Origin of the sequence: Brenneria tiliae, from assembly GCF_023347575.1 — a bacterium.
GTDB classification, from domain to species: Bacteria; Pseudomonadota; Gammaproteobacteria; order Enterobacterales; family Enterobacteriaceae; genus Brenneria; species Brenneria corticis.
In genome coordinates this window covers 1-18,622 of record NZ_JAKPCB010000102.1, presented here as the reverse complement: position 1 = coordinate 18,622, position 18,622 = coordinate 1, and the positions used below count along the sequence as shown (strand labels likewise).

The 18,622-nt window shown below is 61.2% G+C and carries 9 protein-coding genes; 5 read left to right on the top strand and 4 right to left on the bottom strand.

Translation table 11 applies throughout. From position 1 onward, the window contains the following. Window positions 1–169 precede the first annotated feature (169 nt). The 5 genes from MFP24_RS18755 (at window position 170) to tauC (ending at window position 12,852) form a co-directional block, all read left to right on the top strand. On the top strand, window positions 170–8,749 hold the full coding sequence (locus MFP24_RS18755; RefSeq protein ID WP_249231805.1) for a glycoside hydrolase family 94 protein: 8,580 nt from the start codon (window positions 170–172) through the stop codon (window positions 8,747–8,749). A gap of 156 nt (window positions 8,750–8,905) precedes the next feature. Next, entirely contained in the window at window positions 8,906–9,889 is a 984-nt protein-coding gene (locus MFP24_RS18750) for a chemotaxis protein (RefSeq protein ID WP_249231804.1), read from the top strand. A 283-nt stretch (window positions 9,890–10,172) separates the two neighbouring features. Next, a complete protein-coding gene (gene tauA / locus MFP24_RS18745; protein ID WP_249231803.1) occupies window positions 10,173–11,150 on the top strand; it encodes a taurine ABC transporter substrate-binding protein in 978 nt (325 codons plus the stop codon). 62 nt (window positions 11,151–11,212) lie between these two features. Next, window positions 11,213–12,016, top strand: coding sequence for a taurine ABC transporter ATP-binding subunit (gene tauB, locus MFP24_RS18740; RefSeq protein WP_249231802.1), 804 nt, complete (start codon window positions 11,213–11,215; stop codon window positions 12,014–12,016). Continuing rightward, window positions 12,013–12,852: a taurine ABC transporter permease TauC gene (gene tauC / locus MFP24_RS18735; protein ID WP_249231801.1), complete on the top strand. Its 840-nt coding sequence runs from the start codon at window positions 12,013–12,015 to the stop codon at window positions 12,850–12,852. The genes tauB and tauC overlap by 4 nt, the downstream gene beginning before the upstream one ends. Before the next feature lie 46 nt (window positions 12,853–12,898). Here the strand turns inward: tauC and aptA are convergent, their stop codons facing one another. The 4 genes from aptA to MFP24_RS18715 are packed head-to-tail and all read right to left on the bottom strand — an operon-like array spanning window position 12,899 to window position 18,183. Beyond that, a complete protein-coding gene (gene aptA / locus MFP24_RS18730; protein ID WP_249231800.1) occupies window positions 12,899–14,227 on the bottom strand; it encodes an omega-aminotransferase AptA in 1,329 nt (442 codons plus the stop codon). Further along, a complete protein-coding gene (locus tag MFP24_RS18725) occupies window positions 14,190–15,779 on the bottom strand; it encodes a class I adenylate-forming enzyme family protein (RefSeq protein ID WP_249231799.1) in 1,590 nt (529 codons plus the stop codon). Before MFP24_RS18725 ends, aptA begins: the two co-directional genes overlap by 38 nt. Beyond that, window positions 15,776–17,209, bottom strand: coding sequence for an acylating sulfoacetaldehyde dehydrogenase (gene sauS / locus MFP24_RS18720; protein ID WP_249231798.1), 1,434 nt, complete (start codon window positions 17,207–17,209; stop codon window positions 15,776–15,778). Before sauS ends, MFP24_RS18725 begins: the two co-directional genes overlap by 4 nt. Continuing rightward, a complete protein-coding gene (locus MFP24_RS18715; RefSeq protein WP_249231797.1) occupies window positions 17,206–18,183 on the bottom strand; it encodes an aliphatic sulfonate ABC transporter substrate-binding protein in 978 nt (325 codons plus the stop codon). Before MFP24_RS18715 ends, sauS begins: the two co-directional genes overlap by 4 nt. Window positions 18,184–18,622 lie beyond the last annotated feature (439 nt).

Sequence of the window (18,622 nt, the reverse complement as noted above, 5' to 3'; positions counted from 1 at the left end):
GCCGCTGCCGTCAGCCGATGACGAATTTCCCATAGTAAAAGCCCGTCATCACGCCTTCCGGGACGGGCTCTACATGCCGACATGCCTGCGCCAATAAGGTCTGCCAGCTTCTGGATGTTACCTTCAATAGCGCCTGCGCGGATTTTAGCGTTCAGGCTACAAGGCGATTATGAAAATATCCCCACGCGCGTTTATTTTTTCGCGTAAAGTCTCGCCGCCCTGGAATGATATTCTGCCGGTAAGAGGCGAGCTGTTCGGCATGGAGCGCCTGGAACAGCATGGGCGTACGCTTGCCGCCGCTCAGCCGGTGACCCTTTCGCCGCCCGCCGTGATGTTTTTACACCATCGCCTGAACGATAACGCCAAAGTGCTGTTGGCCGCCTACCGCGCCAGCGCAGCGGAGCTGGAAAACGGCGGCAGCGTGGTGCCGGCCGCGGAATGGCTACTGGATAACTATCATCTGGTGGCGGCGCAGATCCGCGAAATCCGCGAAGATCTGCCTCCGCGCTATTACCAGCAGTTGCCGAAATTATCGCAGGGGCCTTTTGTCGGGTATCCGCGGGTATTCGGTCTGGTATGGGCGTTTATCGCCCACACCGACAGCCATGTCGATCCCGAGGCGTTGCGCCGGTTCATCATGGCCTATCAGGGCGTACAGCCGCTGACGATAGGGGAGCTGTGGGCCGTCGCCATTACCCTGCGCATCGTGCTGATAGAAAATCTGCGGCGGCTGGCCGACCAGATGACCGCGGGACGTCAGGCGCGCGCCGAGGCGGAGCTGGCCGCCAACCGTCTGTTGCAGGCGGGGGACGGACAGGCCGCCCTGGCGCAGGAGATCGCCCGTCACCACGATGGGCCGTTATCCGAAACCTTTGCCGCCCAGTTGGTGAAGCGGCTGCGCGATCAGGATCCGCGCACCACCCCGGCGCTGGGCTGGCTGGAACACCGGCTGAATCAGCAGGGGAGTTCGACGGAGAAGGTGGTGCAAAACGCGCAGCAGCGTCTGGGCGTGTCCAACGTCACGGTGCGCAATATTATTACCAGCATGCGGCTGATTTCCGATATCGACTGGGCGACGTTTTTTGAAAGCGTCAGCCTGGTGGATGCGCGTCTGCGGGCGGGCAGCGCCTTCGCGCAGATGGATTTCACCACCCGCAATCGCTATCGCAGCGCCATCGAACAGCTGGCGCGGCAGGCTCCCTGCAGCGAACTGGATATTGCCGAAAAGTCCCTGTCGCTGGCGCAGGAGGAGCCTGATTCGCCGTCTGCCGGCGAGCTTGACGACCGTAAGCGCGAGCCGGGATATTACCTGATTGCCGAAGGCAGGCCGCGGCTGGAAAAGGAGATTGGCTTTCGCCCCAAACCGCTGCTGCGCTTTAACCGCCTGACGCTGCGGGCCGGGCTGGCGGGCTATGTGGGCGCCATCGTCTTTTTTACCGCGCTGTTGCTCGCCGCGGCGCTATCCGTGCTGTCATCCTCCGCCGTTTCCGGCGTCTGGCTGCTGTTTATCGCCTTTATCGGCCTGATTCCGTTTTCAGAGGTGGCGACGGCCTGGGTTAACCGGCTGACGGCCAGCCTGTTCGGCGCCGCGCCGCTGCCCGGTCTGGAGCTGCTGCAAGGGGTGCCGACCCATTGCCGGACCATGGTGGTGATACCCACCCTGTTATCCAGCGAGCAGGATATTCTGCAACAGGTGGAACAACTGGAAGTCCATTACCTCTCCGGCGGCCAGGGCGATATCACCTTTGCCCTGCTGGCGGATGGCGTTGATGCCGATAGCGAAACCCTCGCCGGCGATGGGCTGCTGTTGACGCGGGCATCCCTGGCGATACGGCAGCTCAATCAGCGTTATGACGCAGGCGCGGCCGGCGATCGCTTTTTACTGTTGCACCGCAGAAGGCTGTTCAATGCCGCTGAAAACGTCTGGATGGGCTGGGAGCGCAAGCGGGGAAAACTGCATGAGCTTAACCGGCTGCTGCGCGGCGCCGCCGATACCAGTTTTATCCCGGTCGACGGCGTCGCCGTGCACGTTCCGGCCGATGTGCGCTATGTGATTACGCTGGATGCCGATACCCGTTTACCCCGCGACGCGGCCCTGAAACTGATCGGCAAAATGGCGCATCCGCTTAACCAGCCGCGCTGGGATGCCGCCGGAGAGCGTATCGTCGCCGGCTACGCCATTCTGCAACCCCGCATTACGCCCTCTTTGCCGGCGGGCCATGAAGGCTCGCGCTATCAGCGCATTTTCTCCGCGCCGGGCGGCATCAACCCTTATGAGGCATCGGTGTCCGACGTGTATCAGGATCTGTTCGGCGAAGGTTCCTACACCGGAAAAGGGATCTACGAGGTGGATGCCTTCGAACGGGCGCTGCAGGATCGCATACCGGAAAACAGCCTGCTGAGCCACGACCTGTTTGAAGGCGTTTACGCCCGGGCGGGCCTGGCCTCGGATGTCGAACTGGTGGAGGCGTTTCCTGCGCGCTACGACGTTATCGTAAAACGGCAACATCGCTGGACGCGCGGCGACTGGCAGCTGCTGCCGTGGATCCTGGGGCTGGCGCACGCCGGGGCGGACAAGGCGGCGCGGTTATCGGCGCTGGGCCGCTGGAAAATGATCGACAATCTGCGCCGTTCGCTGCTCGCGCCCAGCCTGTTGCTGCTGCTGTTTTTCTGCGGCGCCCTGCCGTTGGCGCTGGCATGGAAAGGCCTGGCTATGGTGCTGCTGGTGCTGGCGTTTCCCGCCTGCCTGCCCGCCTTCTGGGATGTGATTTCCCGCTGCTGGCGCGGACTGACAAGAGAACAGCCGCTTAAGCAAAGCCATCCTTTCCGCCATCTGTTCAGCGATCTGAAACTGGCGTTTATGCAGGTCTTCCTCTCGCTGGCGTTTCTTGCCGATCATAGCTGGCGCTCGCTGGATGCCTTGATTCGCACCATGGTGCGCTTGACCATCACCCGGCGGCATTTGCTGGAGTGGACCACCGCCGCGCAGTCAGGGCGCCGCCCGCGGCTGACGCTGACGGGTTTTTATCGGCAAATGGTTGGCGGGCTGCTGTTAAGCGTGGCTGTAGTGGGCTGTTCGCTGGCGGCGGCGCCCGGCAATTGGCCGCTGTGGCTGCCGCTGGCGCTGTTGTGGCTGGCGGCGCCGGCGCTGGCGCTGTGGGTCAGCCGGGAACGCGGCATCACGCGGCAGGAAAATATCGCCGCCGCCGACAAGCGCGGGTTGCGCTTGACCGCTCGGCGCACCTGGCGCTTTTTTGAAACCTTTGTCACCGAAGATGAACACCATCTGCCGCCGGATAATTTTCAGGAACAGCCTAAGCCGGTTATCGCTCACCGCACCTCGCCGACCAATATCGGCCTGTATATGCTCTCCACGGTGGCGGCGCGGGATTTCGGCTGGATCGGCATCGCCGATGTGCTTGAACGTCTGGAAGCGACATTAACCACCATGGAGCGGTTGCAGCGTTTCAGAGGCCATTTTCTTAACTGGTACGACACGCGGGAATTACAGACGCTGCTGCCGGCCTATGTCTCCTCGGTGGATAGCGGAAACCTGGCGGGCAATCTGATCGTGCTGGCGAATGCCTGCGAGCTATGGCTGGAGGAGGGCGGGGAACAGGATATTCGCGAGCCGCTGGCCGACCACCTGCAGCTGATTCGCGAGTCGCTGTTTCTGCATCGGGAAACGCAGGGGGAACCGGCGTTGCTCCAGCGGTTAGGCAAGATAGACGCGTTGCTGAACAGTAATCTGCCGCCTGAACGCCTGTTGGCGGAATCGGCGCTGCAGCTGGATCAACTGCTGCGGCTGGCGGAGGGGCTGTTGCCGCACGCCGGGGACGGCGCCGTCCCCGAGCCGCTTTTCTGGATCAACGCCACCCGGCGGATGCTGGCGGCCCACGCCGGCCAACAGGGCGGTTCGGCCGCGCTGAACGGGCGTTTGCAGGCGCTGGCCTCGCGCGCGCGCAAGATGGCGCTGGACATGGATTTCGCCTTTCTTATCGATCCCGAGCGCAAGCTGCTGTCGATCGGCTATTTAATGGCGGAAAATCAGTTGGATGTCAGCTGTTATGACCTGCTGGCCTCCGAAGCCAGGCTGGCCAGCCTGTTCGCCATCGCCAAAGGCGATGCCGCCACCCGCCACTGGTTCCGTCTGGGGCGGGCGGCGGTGCTGACCGGCCGGGGCGCGGCGCTGATGTCCTGGTCCGGTTCGATGTTCGAATACCTGATGCCGTCGCTGGTGATGCAGGCGCCGGTGGGCAGTTTGCTGGAGCAGACGACGCGCCTTATCGTCGCCCATCAGCAGGCCTACGGCCGCAGCGTATCGGTGCCCTGGGGCATTTCCGAGTCGGCGTATAACGCCCGCGATATAGATTTCACCTATCAGTATTCGAATTTTGGCGTTCCAGGTTTGGGATTGAAGCGCGGTCTGGCGGATAACCTGGTGGTGGCGCCCTATGCCACCGGGCTGGCGACCATGGTCGATCCGCTTGCCGCCTGCCGCAACTACGAGCGGCTGGCGGAGATGGGGGCGTCCGGGCGTTACGGCTTCTATGAAGCGCTCGACTTTACCCCTTCGCGCCTGCCGGAGAATAAAAAGGTGGCCATTGTTTACAGCTTTATGGCCCACCATCAGGGCATGACGCTGGTGGCCATCGCCAACGCCCTGCATGACGGCGATATGCGCCGCCGTTTCCATCGCGAGCCGATGATTCAGTCCTGCGAACTGCTGTTGCAGGAGAGCCTGCCGGCCCATGTGGCCATCGCCGAGCCTCAGCCTGACGATGTGAAAGCCAGCGGGAGTGAAAGCCGTAACGAGACCGCCACGCTGCGGCGTTTTTCCGCCACGCCCGCGGGAGCGCCGGTCACGCATTTACTCTCCAACGGCCGCTATGCCGTGATGCTGACCACCAGCGGATCCGGCTACAGCCGCTGGGGCGAGCTGGCGGTGACGCGCTGGCAGGAAGACACCACCCGCGACAGCGCGGGCAGCTTTATTCTGCTGCGCGATATGCGCAGCGGCCGCATCTGGTCCGCCGGCGAACAGGGGCAGCTCAGCGAGTCGGCGGGAAATCTTCCCGTGCCGTCCGGCCTTATCAGCAGCAAAATCGGCGTTGCGGCGCATCGCTACGACGTTATTTTCGGGGAGGATCATGCCTCCTTTATCCGCCATGAACGCACGCTGACCACCACGCTGGACGTACTGGTGTCGGGGGAAAGCGATGGCGAAGTGCGGCGGATAACCCTGACCAACAGCGGGCGGCGGCGGCGTGATATCGAACTGACCTCCTATGCGGAGGTGGTGCTGGCGACCCCCGCCGCCGATAGCGCGCACACCGCGTTTTCCCGTATGTTCGTGCAGACGGAATATCTGGACGAAATCTCCACCCTGACCGCCACCCGCCGGCCGAGATCGCCGGATGAGCAGCCGGTCTGGGCGGCGCATTTTGTGGTGCTGGAGGGGGGGGGCGGCAGCAAAATGCAGTATGAGTCGGATCGCTCCCGTTTTATCGGCCGGGGCAAGTCGGTGATGACGGCGGATGCCATTTTAGGCCATAAGGCGTTGTCCAACACCGCCGGCACCGTGCTCGATCCGATCTTTTCGCTGCGCCAGCAGGTGCGTATTCCCGCCGGTAAAACCGTTCGCCTGGCGTTCTGGACGGTGGTGGCCGCTTCCCGCGATGAACTGATTGACGTGATTGATAAACATCACGATCGCAGCGCCTACGAGCGTGATAAAACCTTTGCCTGGACCCAGGCTCAGGTACAGCTGCGCCATCTCGGCGTGAAGTCCGAAGAAGCCGCGGATTTTCAGCGTCTGGCCGCGCCGATACTATATGCCGACCCGCGTTTCCGGGCGCCGCCTGAATCGATAGTCAACGGCGCGGGAATGCAGTCCGGGCTGTGGCCGCTGTCCATATCGGGCGATCTGCCCATCGTGCTGTTGCGCATTGACGATATCGACGATATGGCGCAGGTTCATCAACTGCTGCGGGCGCATGAATACTGGCGCCTGAAGCTGCTGAACGTGGACCTGGTGATAGTTAACGAACGCTCCTCTTCCTATATCCAGGATCTGCAGATCGCCATTGAAACGGCGATCCGCAGCAGCCAGTCGCGGCCCAGGCTGGAGGGGGCGTCAACCCGCGGCGAGGTGTTTGCGCTACGCGCCGATATGATGACCACCGAAGCCAGAGCCCTGCTGTTATCGGTCGCCCGGGTCTCCCTGACGGCACGTCGGGGGCCGATCTCCCATCAGCTGGCGCTGATTCCCCATTCTCCTCCCGGCGCCCGCCCGCCGCGCACGCCGCCACCGAGCGTGCCGCACAGCGCCCCGCAGCCTGAGATGCTGGAGTTTTTCAACGGCATCGGCGGGTTCGCCCGGCGGGGACGCGAGTATGTCATGCGTCTTGACGCCGGACACGCCACCCCCGCGCCCTGGATCAACGTCATCGCCAACCCGGGATTCGGCTTTCAGGTCTCGGCGCAGGGCAGCGGCTATACCTGGGCGGAGAACAGCCGTGAAAATCAGCTGACGCCCTGGGGCAATGATGCGGTGGTCGACCCCGGCGGCGAGGCGCTGTACGTACGGGATGACGTCAGCGGCGTGCTGTGGACGCCGACGGCGTGGCCGATCAACGACGGCGGTTGCTATATCGCCCGCCACGGCTTCGGCTATAGCCGCTTTACTCATCACGCCAACGACATCGAACTGGAGTTATTACAGTTCGTTCCGCTGGTCGATCCGCTAAAAATATCCCGGCTGCGCCTGCACAATACCTCGCTGCAAACGCGGCAGCTGACCATTACCGGCTATGCCGAGTGGGTATTGGGAACCTCGCGCAGCGGCAGCGCTCCCTACCTGTTAAGCCGGGTGGATGCGCAAACCGGGGCGATGCTGGTCGGCAATCCCTGGTCCGGCGCTTTTCCCGGACGGGTCGGTTTTGCCGATTTAGGCGGCTGGCAGTCGTCGTACACCGCCGACAGAACCGAGTTTCTGGGGCGCAACGGACATATGCGCGCGCCGGCCGCGCTGCTTGAGGGCGTGCGGCTGTCGGGGAATACTGCGGCGGGATACGATCCCTGCAGCGCATTGCAGACCCACGTCACCATCGCCCCCGGCGAGCAGTTGGAGATCGTCTGGTTTATCGGTCAGGAGGCGTCCGCGGCGCAGGCCGGCAAGCTGATCGAGAAATATCGCGAGATCGACCTGGAGCAGGTGCTGGCCGAGGTTGAGGCGCACTGGGCGGCGGTAACCGGCGCGGTACAGGTTAAAACGCCGGACAGGGCGATGGATATTATGCTTAACGGCTGGCTGCTCTATCAGACCCTGTCATGCCGTATTCAGGCGCGCTGCGGCTTTTATCAGGCCAGCGGGGCTTATGGCTTCCGCGATCAGTTGCAGGACGGCATGGCGCTGACCTTTTCCCGTCCGCAGGAGACGCGCAGCCACCTGCTGCGCGCCGCCGGCCGGCAGTTCGCCGAAGGTGACGTGCAGCACTGGTGGCTGCCTCATTCCGGCGCCGGGGTCAGAACCCATATCTCCGACGATCGGGTCTGGCTGGCTTTCGCCACCGCGACCTACGTGCAAACCAGTCAGGATTACGCGGTGCTTGCCGAACCGATCGCCTTTCTGGAAGGGCCGCCCGTGGCGCCGGGGGAGCACGACGCGTTCTTCCAGCCGATGCCGTCGGCGGAATCCGCCTCGCTGTTCGAACACTGCGCCCGCGGTCTGGATCAGTGCCTGCTGCTGACCGGCGCCAACGGTCTGCCGCTTATCGGCGGGGGGGACTGGAACGACGGCATGAACCGCGTCGGGGAAGGCGGCAAAGGGGAGAGCGTCTGGCTCGGCTGGCTGCTGATCCGCACCATCGCCATCTTCGCCCCGCTGGCGGATACGCGTGACGCGCCGCGCGCCGCGCGCTGGCGCCGGCACGCCGAGTCGGTGCGGCAGGCCATTGAACAGACGGCCTGGGACGGCGCCTGGTATCGCCGCGCCACCTTTGATGACGGCAGCTGGCTGGGCAGCCATACTAACGAGGAGTGCGCCATTGATTCGATCGCCCAGTCGTGGGCGGTGCTTTCCGGCGCCGCCGACCCGCAGCGGGCGGCGACGGCGATGGCCTCGCTGGACGAGCACCTGATTCGCCGGCATGACGCTCTGGCGCTGTTGTTCACGCCGCCGTTTGATCGCACCGCGCAGGATCCCGGCTATATCAAAGGCTATCCGCCCGGACTGCGCGAAAACGGCGGGCAGTACACCCACGCGGCGATGTGGTCGGTGCTGGCTTTCGCCCGGTTGGGGCAAGGCAATAAGGCCGGCGAGCTGTTTGCCCTGCTGAATCCGATTAATCATGGCTCGACCCCGGAACAGGCGGCCATCTACCGGGTCGAGCCTTATGTCATCGCCGCCGACGTCTATTCGGTGATGCCGCATGCCGGGCGCGGCGGCTGGACCTGGTACACCGGCTCGGCGGGGTGGATGCACCGCGCGGGCATCGAGGGCATTCTGGGGATCAGCCGCGAAGGCAATCAGCTGCTGCTTAGCCCTTGTATCCCGGATTACTGGCCTGGTTTTGAGGCGGAAATCACCCTCGGGGCGTGCCGTTATCTGATTAGCGTGGTGAATGATAATCACCGCTGCCGGGGAATTTCACAGGCAACACTGGATAATAAGGTCATCCCGGCCGATAACGATAATGTGCGGGTTGAATTGGCCGCGGGGGAGCATCGCATCAGGCTGGTGCTATAAACGGGTTTTCCCCGATTGCTGACGCAACGAGCAAGGGTGATTTGAAGAGAACGGTTGATCGCGTGCGGTGAGGGGGTAGGATACCGGCCTCATTCGCCCGCATCGCTGATGTCGTCTTGTTACCGGATATTAATACGTATTCGCATTGAGGAAAACATGGATAATTTTCAAAAAGATATTGATGAGAGAACCAATCTCACCTCCGCTAACAAGTTTGAACTGTTATTGTTCCGCTTAGGAAGCGCGTCCCGTGAACTGCCGTCGGAGCTGTTCGGTATCAATGTATTCAAGCTGCGCGAGATCGTTCCCATGCCCTCGCTGACCAAAGCGGCGGGGATGAAGTCGCCCATGCTGGGCATGGTGAATATTCGCGGACAGGTTATTCCGGTTATCGATCTCCCCGCCGTCGCCGGCTGCGTGCCGGAGACCGGGCTCAATATTCTGCTGGTGACGGAATATGCGCGCAGCACCCAGGCCTTCGCGGTGGAGTCGGTTGACGATATCGTCCGTCTTGACTGGACTCAGGTGCTTACCGCCGAAGCCGGCGTCAGCAGCAGCTACATCACCAGTATCGCCCGGCTGGACAGCGATAAAGAGAGTAACCGCCTGGCCCAGGTGCTGGACGTGGAACAGATTCTGCACGACATCATCCCGGTCGACCGTAATATCCATATAGACGACGAGCAGGCCAGGGCGTTTAATTTCAAACCGGGGGCGGTTGCCATTGTGGCCGAGGATTCCAAGGTCGCCCGTTCGCTGCTGCAACAGGGGCTGGATATGATGGCGATCCCCGCGGCGATGCACGTGACCGGACTGGAGGCCTGGAAGAAAATCAAGGCGATGGCACAACAGGCGCAGGCGGAAGGCCGACCGATTTCCGACAAAATCGCCTTTGTGCTGACGGATTTGGAAATGCCGGAAATGGATGGCTTTACGCTGACGCGCAATATCAAGCACGATGATTACCTCAGGAATATCCCGGTTATTATCCACTCCTCTCTATCCGGCAGCGCCAACGAAGACCATGTTCGCAAGGTCGGGGCGGATGCCTACGTGGCGAAATTCGAAATCAACGAACTGGCGACGGTTATCCACAGCGTGCTCGACGGCGCCAAACCGGCTCAGGTTCAACGCGGCTGATCGCCGATAATTCAATGACGGCAGCGCGGAAAAAAAAAGCCCGCTTGGGAAACCGAGCGGGCTTTTTTAATTTCTTCCGCCATCCCCAGCGGCATGGGGTAATATTTTCAGCGCAGGCTTTTTCTTATTTAAAATGTTTTTTGCAATGGCGTTTTTATAGTTATTTTTCAGCAAATATTAGTTTTATAAGTTATATGGCCAACGCGTTTTTATTACTGATTTTCATCGTATATTGTCTTCACAAGCGAGAGGAAAAAATATTTCTATTTAATAGGGGATAGCGATGAAATATCAATTTTTTCGGCCGGTGTTGGCCGCAAGCGTATTAATCAGCATCGGTTTTAGCGCCGCCGCCGCCGATCTTACCGTGGCATACCAAACCATCCCCGACCCCTCCCAGGTGGCTCAGGCGGACGGCGCGTATGAAAAAGCCACCGGGCTGAAAATCGACTGGCGCAAATTTGACGCCGGCGCGGAAGTGATTGCCGCGGTGGCCTCCGGCGGGGTGCAGATCGCCTATCTGGGCTCCAGCCCTTATGCCGCCGCGGTCAGCCAGAAGGTGCCGGTTGAAACGCTGCTGATCGCCTCCAAACTGGGCACCAGCGAAGCGCTGGTGGCGCGCAATGGCGCCGGTATCGACACGCCTGCGGATTTGGTCGGTAAAAAAGTGGCGACGCCCTTTGTTTCCACCAGCCATTACAGCCTGCTGGCGGCGCTCAAACACTGGAATATCGACGCGAAAAAAGTGCAGATCCTCAATCTTAACCCGCCGGCGATCAGCGCCGCCTGGCAACGCGGCGATATTGACGCCGCCTATACCTGGGACCCGGCGCTCGGCGTGGCGAAAGCGAGCGGCAAGGTGCTGATCTCCTCCGGCGATCTGGCGAAGCTCGGCGCGCCGACGTTTGATGTCTGGCTGGTGCGCAAAGACTTCGCCGAGAAGCATCCCGAGGCGGCGAAAGCGTTCGCCAAAGTCACCCAGGACGCCTACGCCCGCTATCGCCAGGATCCGCAGGCCTGGCTGGCGGATAAAGGCAATATCGACAAACTGGTGAAAATCACCGGCGCCAAGGCGGAAGATATTCCCGGCTTGTTGCAGGGAAATACCTATCCGCTGGCGGAGGAGCAGCGGGAATCACTGGGCGCGCCGACGGTGAAGGCCATCGGCGATACGGCGGCGTTTCTCAAGGAGCAGGGGCGCATCGATGCCGTTTTGCCTGACTACTCGCCTTATGTTACCGCCAAATATGTCCCGGAATGATGTTTTGACGGCGACCCCGCGCCTGCTGCCGGGCGCGGGATGATTTGCCAGCGGATAGACTGATGACATTACTGAAACTTGAACAGGTTAGCGCGCAATATAGCGCTGGCGAACGGCCGGTGCTGGAAGACATTTCGCTGACGCTGTCCGCCAGCCAGCTGATGGTGGCGCTGGGGCCGTCGGGCAGTGGAAAAACCACGCTGCTTAATTTGATTGCCGGGTTTATTCAGCCGGTCGCCGGGACCATCTCCCTTGACGGTGCGGCCATCAGCGGGCCGGGGCCGGAGCGCGGGGTGGTTTTCCAGCATGACGTTTTGCTGCCATGGCAGGACGTGCTGGGCAATGTGGCTTTCGGGCTGCAGCTGGCCGGCGCGCCCAGGGCCGAACGCGAGCAGAAAGCCCGCAGGCTGCTGGCGCAGGTCGGGCTGACAGGCTATGACCGCCGGGCGGTGTGGCAGCTTTCCGGCGGACAGCGGCAGCGGGTGGGGATCGCCAGGGCGCTGGCGGCCGACCCGCGTATTTTACTGCTGGATGAGCCGTTTGGCGCGCTGGATGCCTTTACGCGCGAGCAGATGCAGGAGCTGTTGCTCACCGTGTGGCAAAAAGCGGCCAAGCCGGTTTTTTTGATCACCCACGATATTGAAGAGGCGATCTTCCTCGCCACCGACCTGATCGTTATGTCGCCCCATCCCGGACGCATCGTCGAGCATCTGAAGCTCGAGTTCGGCACGCGCTACGCCGACGGCGAGAGCGCCAGGGCGATAAAATCCGATCCCTTGTTTATTGAATCGCGGGAGTATGTGCTCTCCCGCGTGTTTGCCGACCGTGAACAGTTTGCAAACCACGAGGAGGGTAAATTGTCATGAGCGCCCTTGATAACGCGACGACGCGGCAAAATAACGCCGGAAAACCGCCCAAACCCAGCGCTAAAAAACCGCTGCCGCTGATTGTTATCAGCTCTTTCAGCGTGACGGGGCTGCTGCTGACCTGGTGGCTGGTCACCCGGCTTAATCTGATTGAACCCCTGTTTCTTCCTTCTCCCGGCGCGGTTTTGCGACGGCTGTGGCAACTGGTGACGGTGGGATATATGGACTCCACCCTGTGGCACCATTTATACGCCAGCCTGCAACGTATCGGACTGGCGCTGCTGGCGGCGCTGGCGACGGCGATCCCGCTGGGGGTCGCCATCGGCCGCAGCCGGATTGCCCGCGGGATATTTGATCCGCTTATCGAGTTCTACCGGCCCATTCCTCCGCTGGCCTATTTGCCGCTGATTGTGATCTGGTTCGGCATCGGCGAGTTTTCCAAAGTGCTGTTGATCTACCTGGCTATTCTGGCGCCGGTGGTTATCGCCACCGCCGGCGGCGTACGCAGCGCGGATCCCGCCAGAGTCAGCGCCGCCCAGACGCTGGGCGCGACGCCGTGGCAGCTGATTCGCTATGTGATTTTTCCCGGCGCGCTGCCGGATATTCTGATCGGGATCCGCATCGGGCTGGGCGTCGGCTGGTCGACGCTGGTGGCGGCGGAGCTGGTGGCCGCCACCCAGGGGCTGGGGTTTATGGTGCAGGCGGCCTCGCAGTTTCTGGTCACCGATGTGGTGATCCTGGGGATTTTGGTGATTGCCATCGTAGCGGTGGTAATGGAGATCGGGCTGCGTTATCTGCAACGCAAACTGGCTCCCTGGCACGGTCAGACATCCTGACGCGGCTATCCTGCTGATGCCCTGCGGCGTCAGCGGGGAGGCGAAGCTAGCGCTCTTCGTGCAACACCCGCCGCAGCGTGCCGAACAGTTCATCGATATGGTCGCGGGTCGCCAGCAGGATCGGGGCGATAATCAACGCATCCCCGGTCGATTTAACGTGCAGCCCCTGCTCAAACAGCTTCTTCTGCAAGCGATAGCCGCGCAGGCCGGGTTTTTCCGCCGGGCGCAGATCGATGCCGCCCAGCAGCCCGAAGCCGCGGATGTCGCTAATCACCGCCAGATCCTGTAATTCAAACAGCTTATCCAGAAAATAGGCGCTGAGCGCTTCGCCCTTGGCGAAAACGTCCTCTTGCTGGTAGAGCCGCAGGGTGGCCAATGCCGCGGCGCAGGCGGCCGGATGGGCGCTCCAGGTGTAGCCGTGAAAGAACTCAATGTTCTGTTCGTCCGCCGCGTTGATAATCTGCTGGTAAATGCGGCGATCGACGGCGACGGCGGCCATCGGCTGGGTGCCGTTGGTCAGCGCCTTGGCCAGGGTAATGATGTCCGGGCGGATATTGAACGTCTGGCTGGCGAACGCCTGGCCCGTGCGCCCGAATCCGCAGATCACTTCATCCATAATCAACAGAATATCATAGCGATCGCACAACAGCCGGATGCGCTCCAGGTAGCCTTTGGGCGGAACCAGCACCCCGGTGGAGCCGGCGATGGGCTCGATAATGCAGGCGGCGATATTTTCTGCGCCGTGCAGTTCAACCAGGCGTTGCAGGTCGTCCGCCAGATAGTCGCCATGTTCGGGCTGGCCGCGGCTATAGCGGTTTTCCTCCAGCCAGGTGTGGCGCAGATGCACCACCTGCGGCCAGCCGCCGGCGAACTGGCGGCGGTTATTGGTCAGCCCGCTCAGGGCCACGCCGCCGAAGTTGACGCCGTGATAGGCGCGTTCGCGGGAGATAAACAGGGTGCGCGACGCCTGTTTGCGGGCGCGCTGGTAGGCGAGCGCGATTTTCAGCGCGCTGTCCACCGCCTCGGAACCGGAATTGACGAAAAAGATGCGGTCAAGCTGCGGCGGCAGGATTTTCGCCAGTTCGCGGGCGGTTTCAAACGCCAGCGGGTGGCTGCGATAAAAGCTGGAGGTATAGTCCAGCGTCAGCAACTGCTGATAAACCGCTTCGGCGATTTCAGGCCGGCCGTGTCCCAACGCCGAGGTAAACAGCCCGGATACCCCATCCAGAATGCGCTTGCCCGCCGGGTCCTGATAGTAAACGCCTTGCGCCTGAGTGAATAACTTCGGGTCCTGGCGAAAGTCGCCGTTAGGAGTAAAAGGGATCCAGAAATTATCGTTAATAAGGTTGCTTATATTTTCCGGCTGTTTGCTCATCGTTGGTTACCTGACTTGTTTGAGGGGGGAGCGTACCCTGCGCGGTCAATGCCAGCTGTTCCCCCAGCTTGAGACGCTGAATTTTCCCCGACGCGCCGCGCGGCAGATTGTCGACCACGTGGAAAGCGCGCGGGGTTTTGTATTTCCCCAGTTTCTGGCGGCACCACTCGCGTAGCGCCGCTTCATCCAGCGGACAACCGTCCTTCAGCACGATGGCGGCGGCGATTTCCTGTCCGTAGTAGGCGTCGGGAACGGCGAACGCGGCGGCTTCCAGCACCGCCGGGTGCCTGACCAGCACATCGTCGATTTCCCGCGGCGCGATATTTTCGCCGCCTTTGATAATCAGCTCCTTCAGCCTGCCGGTAATAAAATAGAAGCCGTTATCATCGCGGTAGCCTAAATCACCGGTACGCAGCCAGCCGTCCCGGATGGCCGCGGCGGTCTGCGCCGCATCCTGGTGGTAGCCGTTCATCACGCTGGCGCCGCGCAGCATGATTTCTCCCACGCGGTTATCCGCCAATGGCTCTCCCCGCGCATCGATCACCGCCGCCTGAACGCCGCAGGGCAGCCCGACGCTGCCGTATACCCGCTCGTCATGAGGGTTGCAGAAAACCAGCGAAGCGGACTCCGTCATCCCCATGCCCTCAACCACCGGGATGCCGAAACGCCGTTCAAACTGCCGATGGTGGGCTTGCGGCAGCGGCGCGGACGCCGAGCGGGCAAATTTCACCTGCGGATAGCGGTGCGCGCCGCCGGGGGCGTTCAATAAAAAGGCGATCATGGTGGGCACCAGATTCAGCCAGGTGCAGCGACGTTTGCTGACGGTCTGCCACCAGGCGGAGACGGAAAAGCGCCCCATGGCGACCAGGCTGCCCCCTGAAAACAGCGGAACCAGGGTGCCGATAACCCAGCCGTTAATATGATAAACCGGCAGGGCGTTCAGCAGCCGATCCTCGGGGCCAAGCCGGTGCCAGCGGCTGATTTCCCGCGCGGCGGCGAACAGATTGGCATGGCTGAGCAGTACCCCTTTGGGCCTGCCGGTAGTGCCGGAGGTGTACATCAATAACGCCGGATGCGCCGGCGCCGGCCGGTAAAGCGCCGCCGGGGGCGCGGATAACGCCTGCGGCGCGGCGGGCCACCGCTCCTCGGTGACGATGGCGGGAGCGGGTGAGGGAAGCCGCCGCGCGACGTTCCGCAAACGGGGCGCGAACTGCCGGGAGGTAAAAATAATGCGCGCGTCGCTGTGGGGGATAATCCACGCCAGCGCCTCGTCGGTTGCCAGCAGATTAAGCGGCACCACCACATATCCCGCCAGCATCAGAGAGAGCGCCAGTCTGACGGTATCAAAACCGCCGCTCAGCAGAAAGGCGATTTTATCCCCCGGCCGGCAGCCTTGCGCCTGCAACCACTGCGCCGTGGCGCTGGCGCTGTGTAATAGCTGGGCGAAACTCAGGGTATCGGCCGACTCCGCGGCCAGAATAAAGTGGGCGTCGGGGCGCGCGGCGGCCTGGCGCAGCAAGCTATCCTGTAACGTCGTCAATGGCGCGTTCATCGGTAGCGCCTCTGCAAATAATCTCCCAGCACGTCCTCCAGCGTCGGAACCTGTTCCGCTATCGGCGAGACGACGCTGACCCGGTTAAAAAAATGACGATAGTTGAGATTATCCGAGAAATGATTTTTGCCCCAGGTGCCGCAGCCCAGCGTCAGGGTAAAGGGCAGGCCGTTATTAAAGTTGCCGCCGGTGGCGAAACAGTGCCCCTGATTGACGATCACCCGGCTGGCCGGCAGCGTAAGCCCGGCCTGCATCGCCTCGCGCTCGTCACGGGTATGCAGGCCCACGGAGTGGCCGGCGCCCTGCCAGCGGTAGATTTCTTTTACCGTCTCACAGGCATGGTGAAAATCGTCAACCTGATACAGGGTCAATACCGGCGCAAGCTTTTCGCCGGAAAAGGGAAACTGCGGGCCGATTCCCTGCTCCTCCACCAGCAGAAAACGCGCTTGACGGCATTCCGCGCGCGCCAGTCCGGCGATTTCCGCCAGCCGCCCGGCGGGGCGGGCAATGCTATCGCGGGCCAGTTTCCCCGCCGACCACAGCGTCTGCCGGAGCTGCCGCTTTTCCGCAGCGCTTAACAGCACTGCGCCTTGCCTGATCAGCGCCGCCAGGGTTTGCCGATAAACCGCCGCCGGAACGATCAGGCTATTTTCCGACGAACAGCTGGTGGCGTTGTCGAAGGTTTTGGAGGCCGCGATATGGGCGGCGGCGCTCTCGATATCGGCGCTTTCGCTGATGATGCTGGCGACATTGCCGGAGCCGACGCCAAAGGCCGGCGTGCCGCTCTGTACCGCCGCGGCGATATTTTTCCGTGAACCGGTGGCGACCACCAGATCGGCCTGTTCCAGTAACTCCTCCGTTTGGCGGCGATTGACCGGCATCGGCAGCATCTGTACCAGATCGCGCGGCGCCTGAACAAAATCCAGCTCGTGGTGGATATACTCCAGCATGCGGGCGCACACCTTTGCCGCCGCCGGGGAGGGGGCGATAATAATGGCGTTGCGGCATTTGACGGCGTTGATGATGTTGTTGATAACCGTGGCGACCGGGTTGGTGGACGGCGTAATCGCCGCCACAACCCCCACCGGCCGGGCGATCTCGATAATCCCTTTTTCCGCTATCTCATTGATGACCCCGACGCTGCGCTTTCCCTGAAGATCGCGCAGCAGGCCGATGGTTTTACGGTAATTCTTCGCCACCTTATCGTTGATATCGCCCAGACCGGTATCCGCAACGGCCTGGGCCGCCAGCGCCTGGTTATGTTCGGGATGGATAATGGCCCAGGCCAGCGCGTCAACCACCCGATCAATTTGCCGTTGCTGGTAGTGATCGATTCTTTGCTGGGCGTCGCGCGCGCGTTTAACCAGCTGGTTTACCGCCGCGTCGCTCTCCGTGGGTGTCGTCTGACATCGAGAGCGGCCGGCGGTCATTTACTCAGGCCCGTAGTGGGATGCCAGATGGCGACGTCCTGCGCATCGATGCGTTTGGGCAGCAGTCCCTCCTTGAAAAAGGCGTCGGCGATATGCTGCTGTTCGCTCAGGCTGTCGGGCGTAACCGGTTTTACCTGATACGTGCGGTTGGCGTTGGCCAGTTTGACCGTATCGACGTCCAGATTTCCCCATAGCGGCCCCAGGAGCGCCGCGGCCTGGTCGGGATTGGCTTTCACCCACTGGCCGGTTTTTTCCAGTTGCTGATAGATGATATTCAGAGTTTCCGGATGCCGGCCGGCGTAATCCGTTGCGGCAAGATAATAGCGCTGATAGCTGGCCAGCCCTTTGCCATCGGCGAGAACCCGCGCCCGTTGCTGAACGATGGCGCTGGAGACAAAGGGTTCCCAGGTCACCCAGGCGTCGATATTGCCGCTTTCCAGCGCCGCCCGGCCGTCAGCCGGCGTCAGGTAGGCCGGCGTAATGTCTTTAAAGGAGAGATTCGCCTTGGTCAGGGCGGCAATTAACAGGTAATGGCTGCCCGCCGCTTTGGTGACGGCGATGCGTTTGCCCTTTAACTCCGCCAGGTTTTTGAGCGGGGAATGCTCCGGCACCAGAATCGCCTGAGCCGCGGGAGATGGGGTTTCCAGCGCAAAGTAGGTCAGCCTGGCGCCGGCCGCCTGTGAAAATACCGGCACCGTGTCCGCCACATCGGCGGAAATATCCACATTGCCCAGGTTAAGTGCTTCCAGCAGCGGCAGCCCGCTGGAGAACTCATGCCAGGTAACCTTCACTCCCTGCTGATTTAAGGTTTTTTCCAGCTCGCCTTGCAGCTTGAGGATGGTCAACAGAGTGGACGATTTTTGGTAGCCGAGGCGCAGGGTCGATTCCGCCTGAGCCGGCGAAAGCGTAAAGATCGGCAATAACAATAGAATCAGTGCGGTCAGGCGGTGATTAACCCAGTGTAATCGCGACATACAAAGATACCCCATCAAGTGAGCGGAAATAAGAAAAATAAGGGGTATGCTTTAGAAAATCCCCTATGCTGTCAAAGATGATATTTATCTTTTTATTGCCGTTTTTTCACCTAGGCGAATATCTTAATATCATTTTGTGCATAGCAAAGATGGTATCGTCGGTAGAGTAAAATAAAAGAAAAACAATAGGATGAGTTTTAGAATTATTGCTACGCCCTGGTTGCGTATTGATTTATCGACGATATTACTCTTTTTAATTTTCAAGCCGATACGTAAATAGCAAACCTCTGCGCACCACGATTAGATGTTAGACTGATCTGTCCTTGATTTAGTGCCCACCTTGTTTTCAAATCAATCAACGAAAGCGAGGTCACTATGTCAAGACAACAATATACTCCGGAGTTCAAGCGCAGAGCCGTTGCATTGCTGCTCGAAAGCG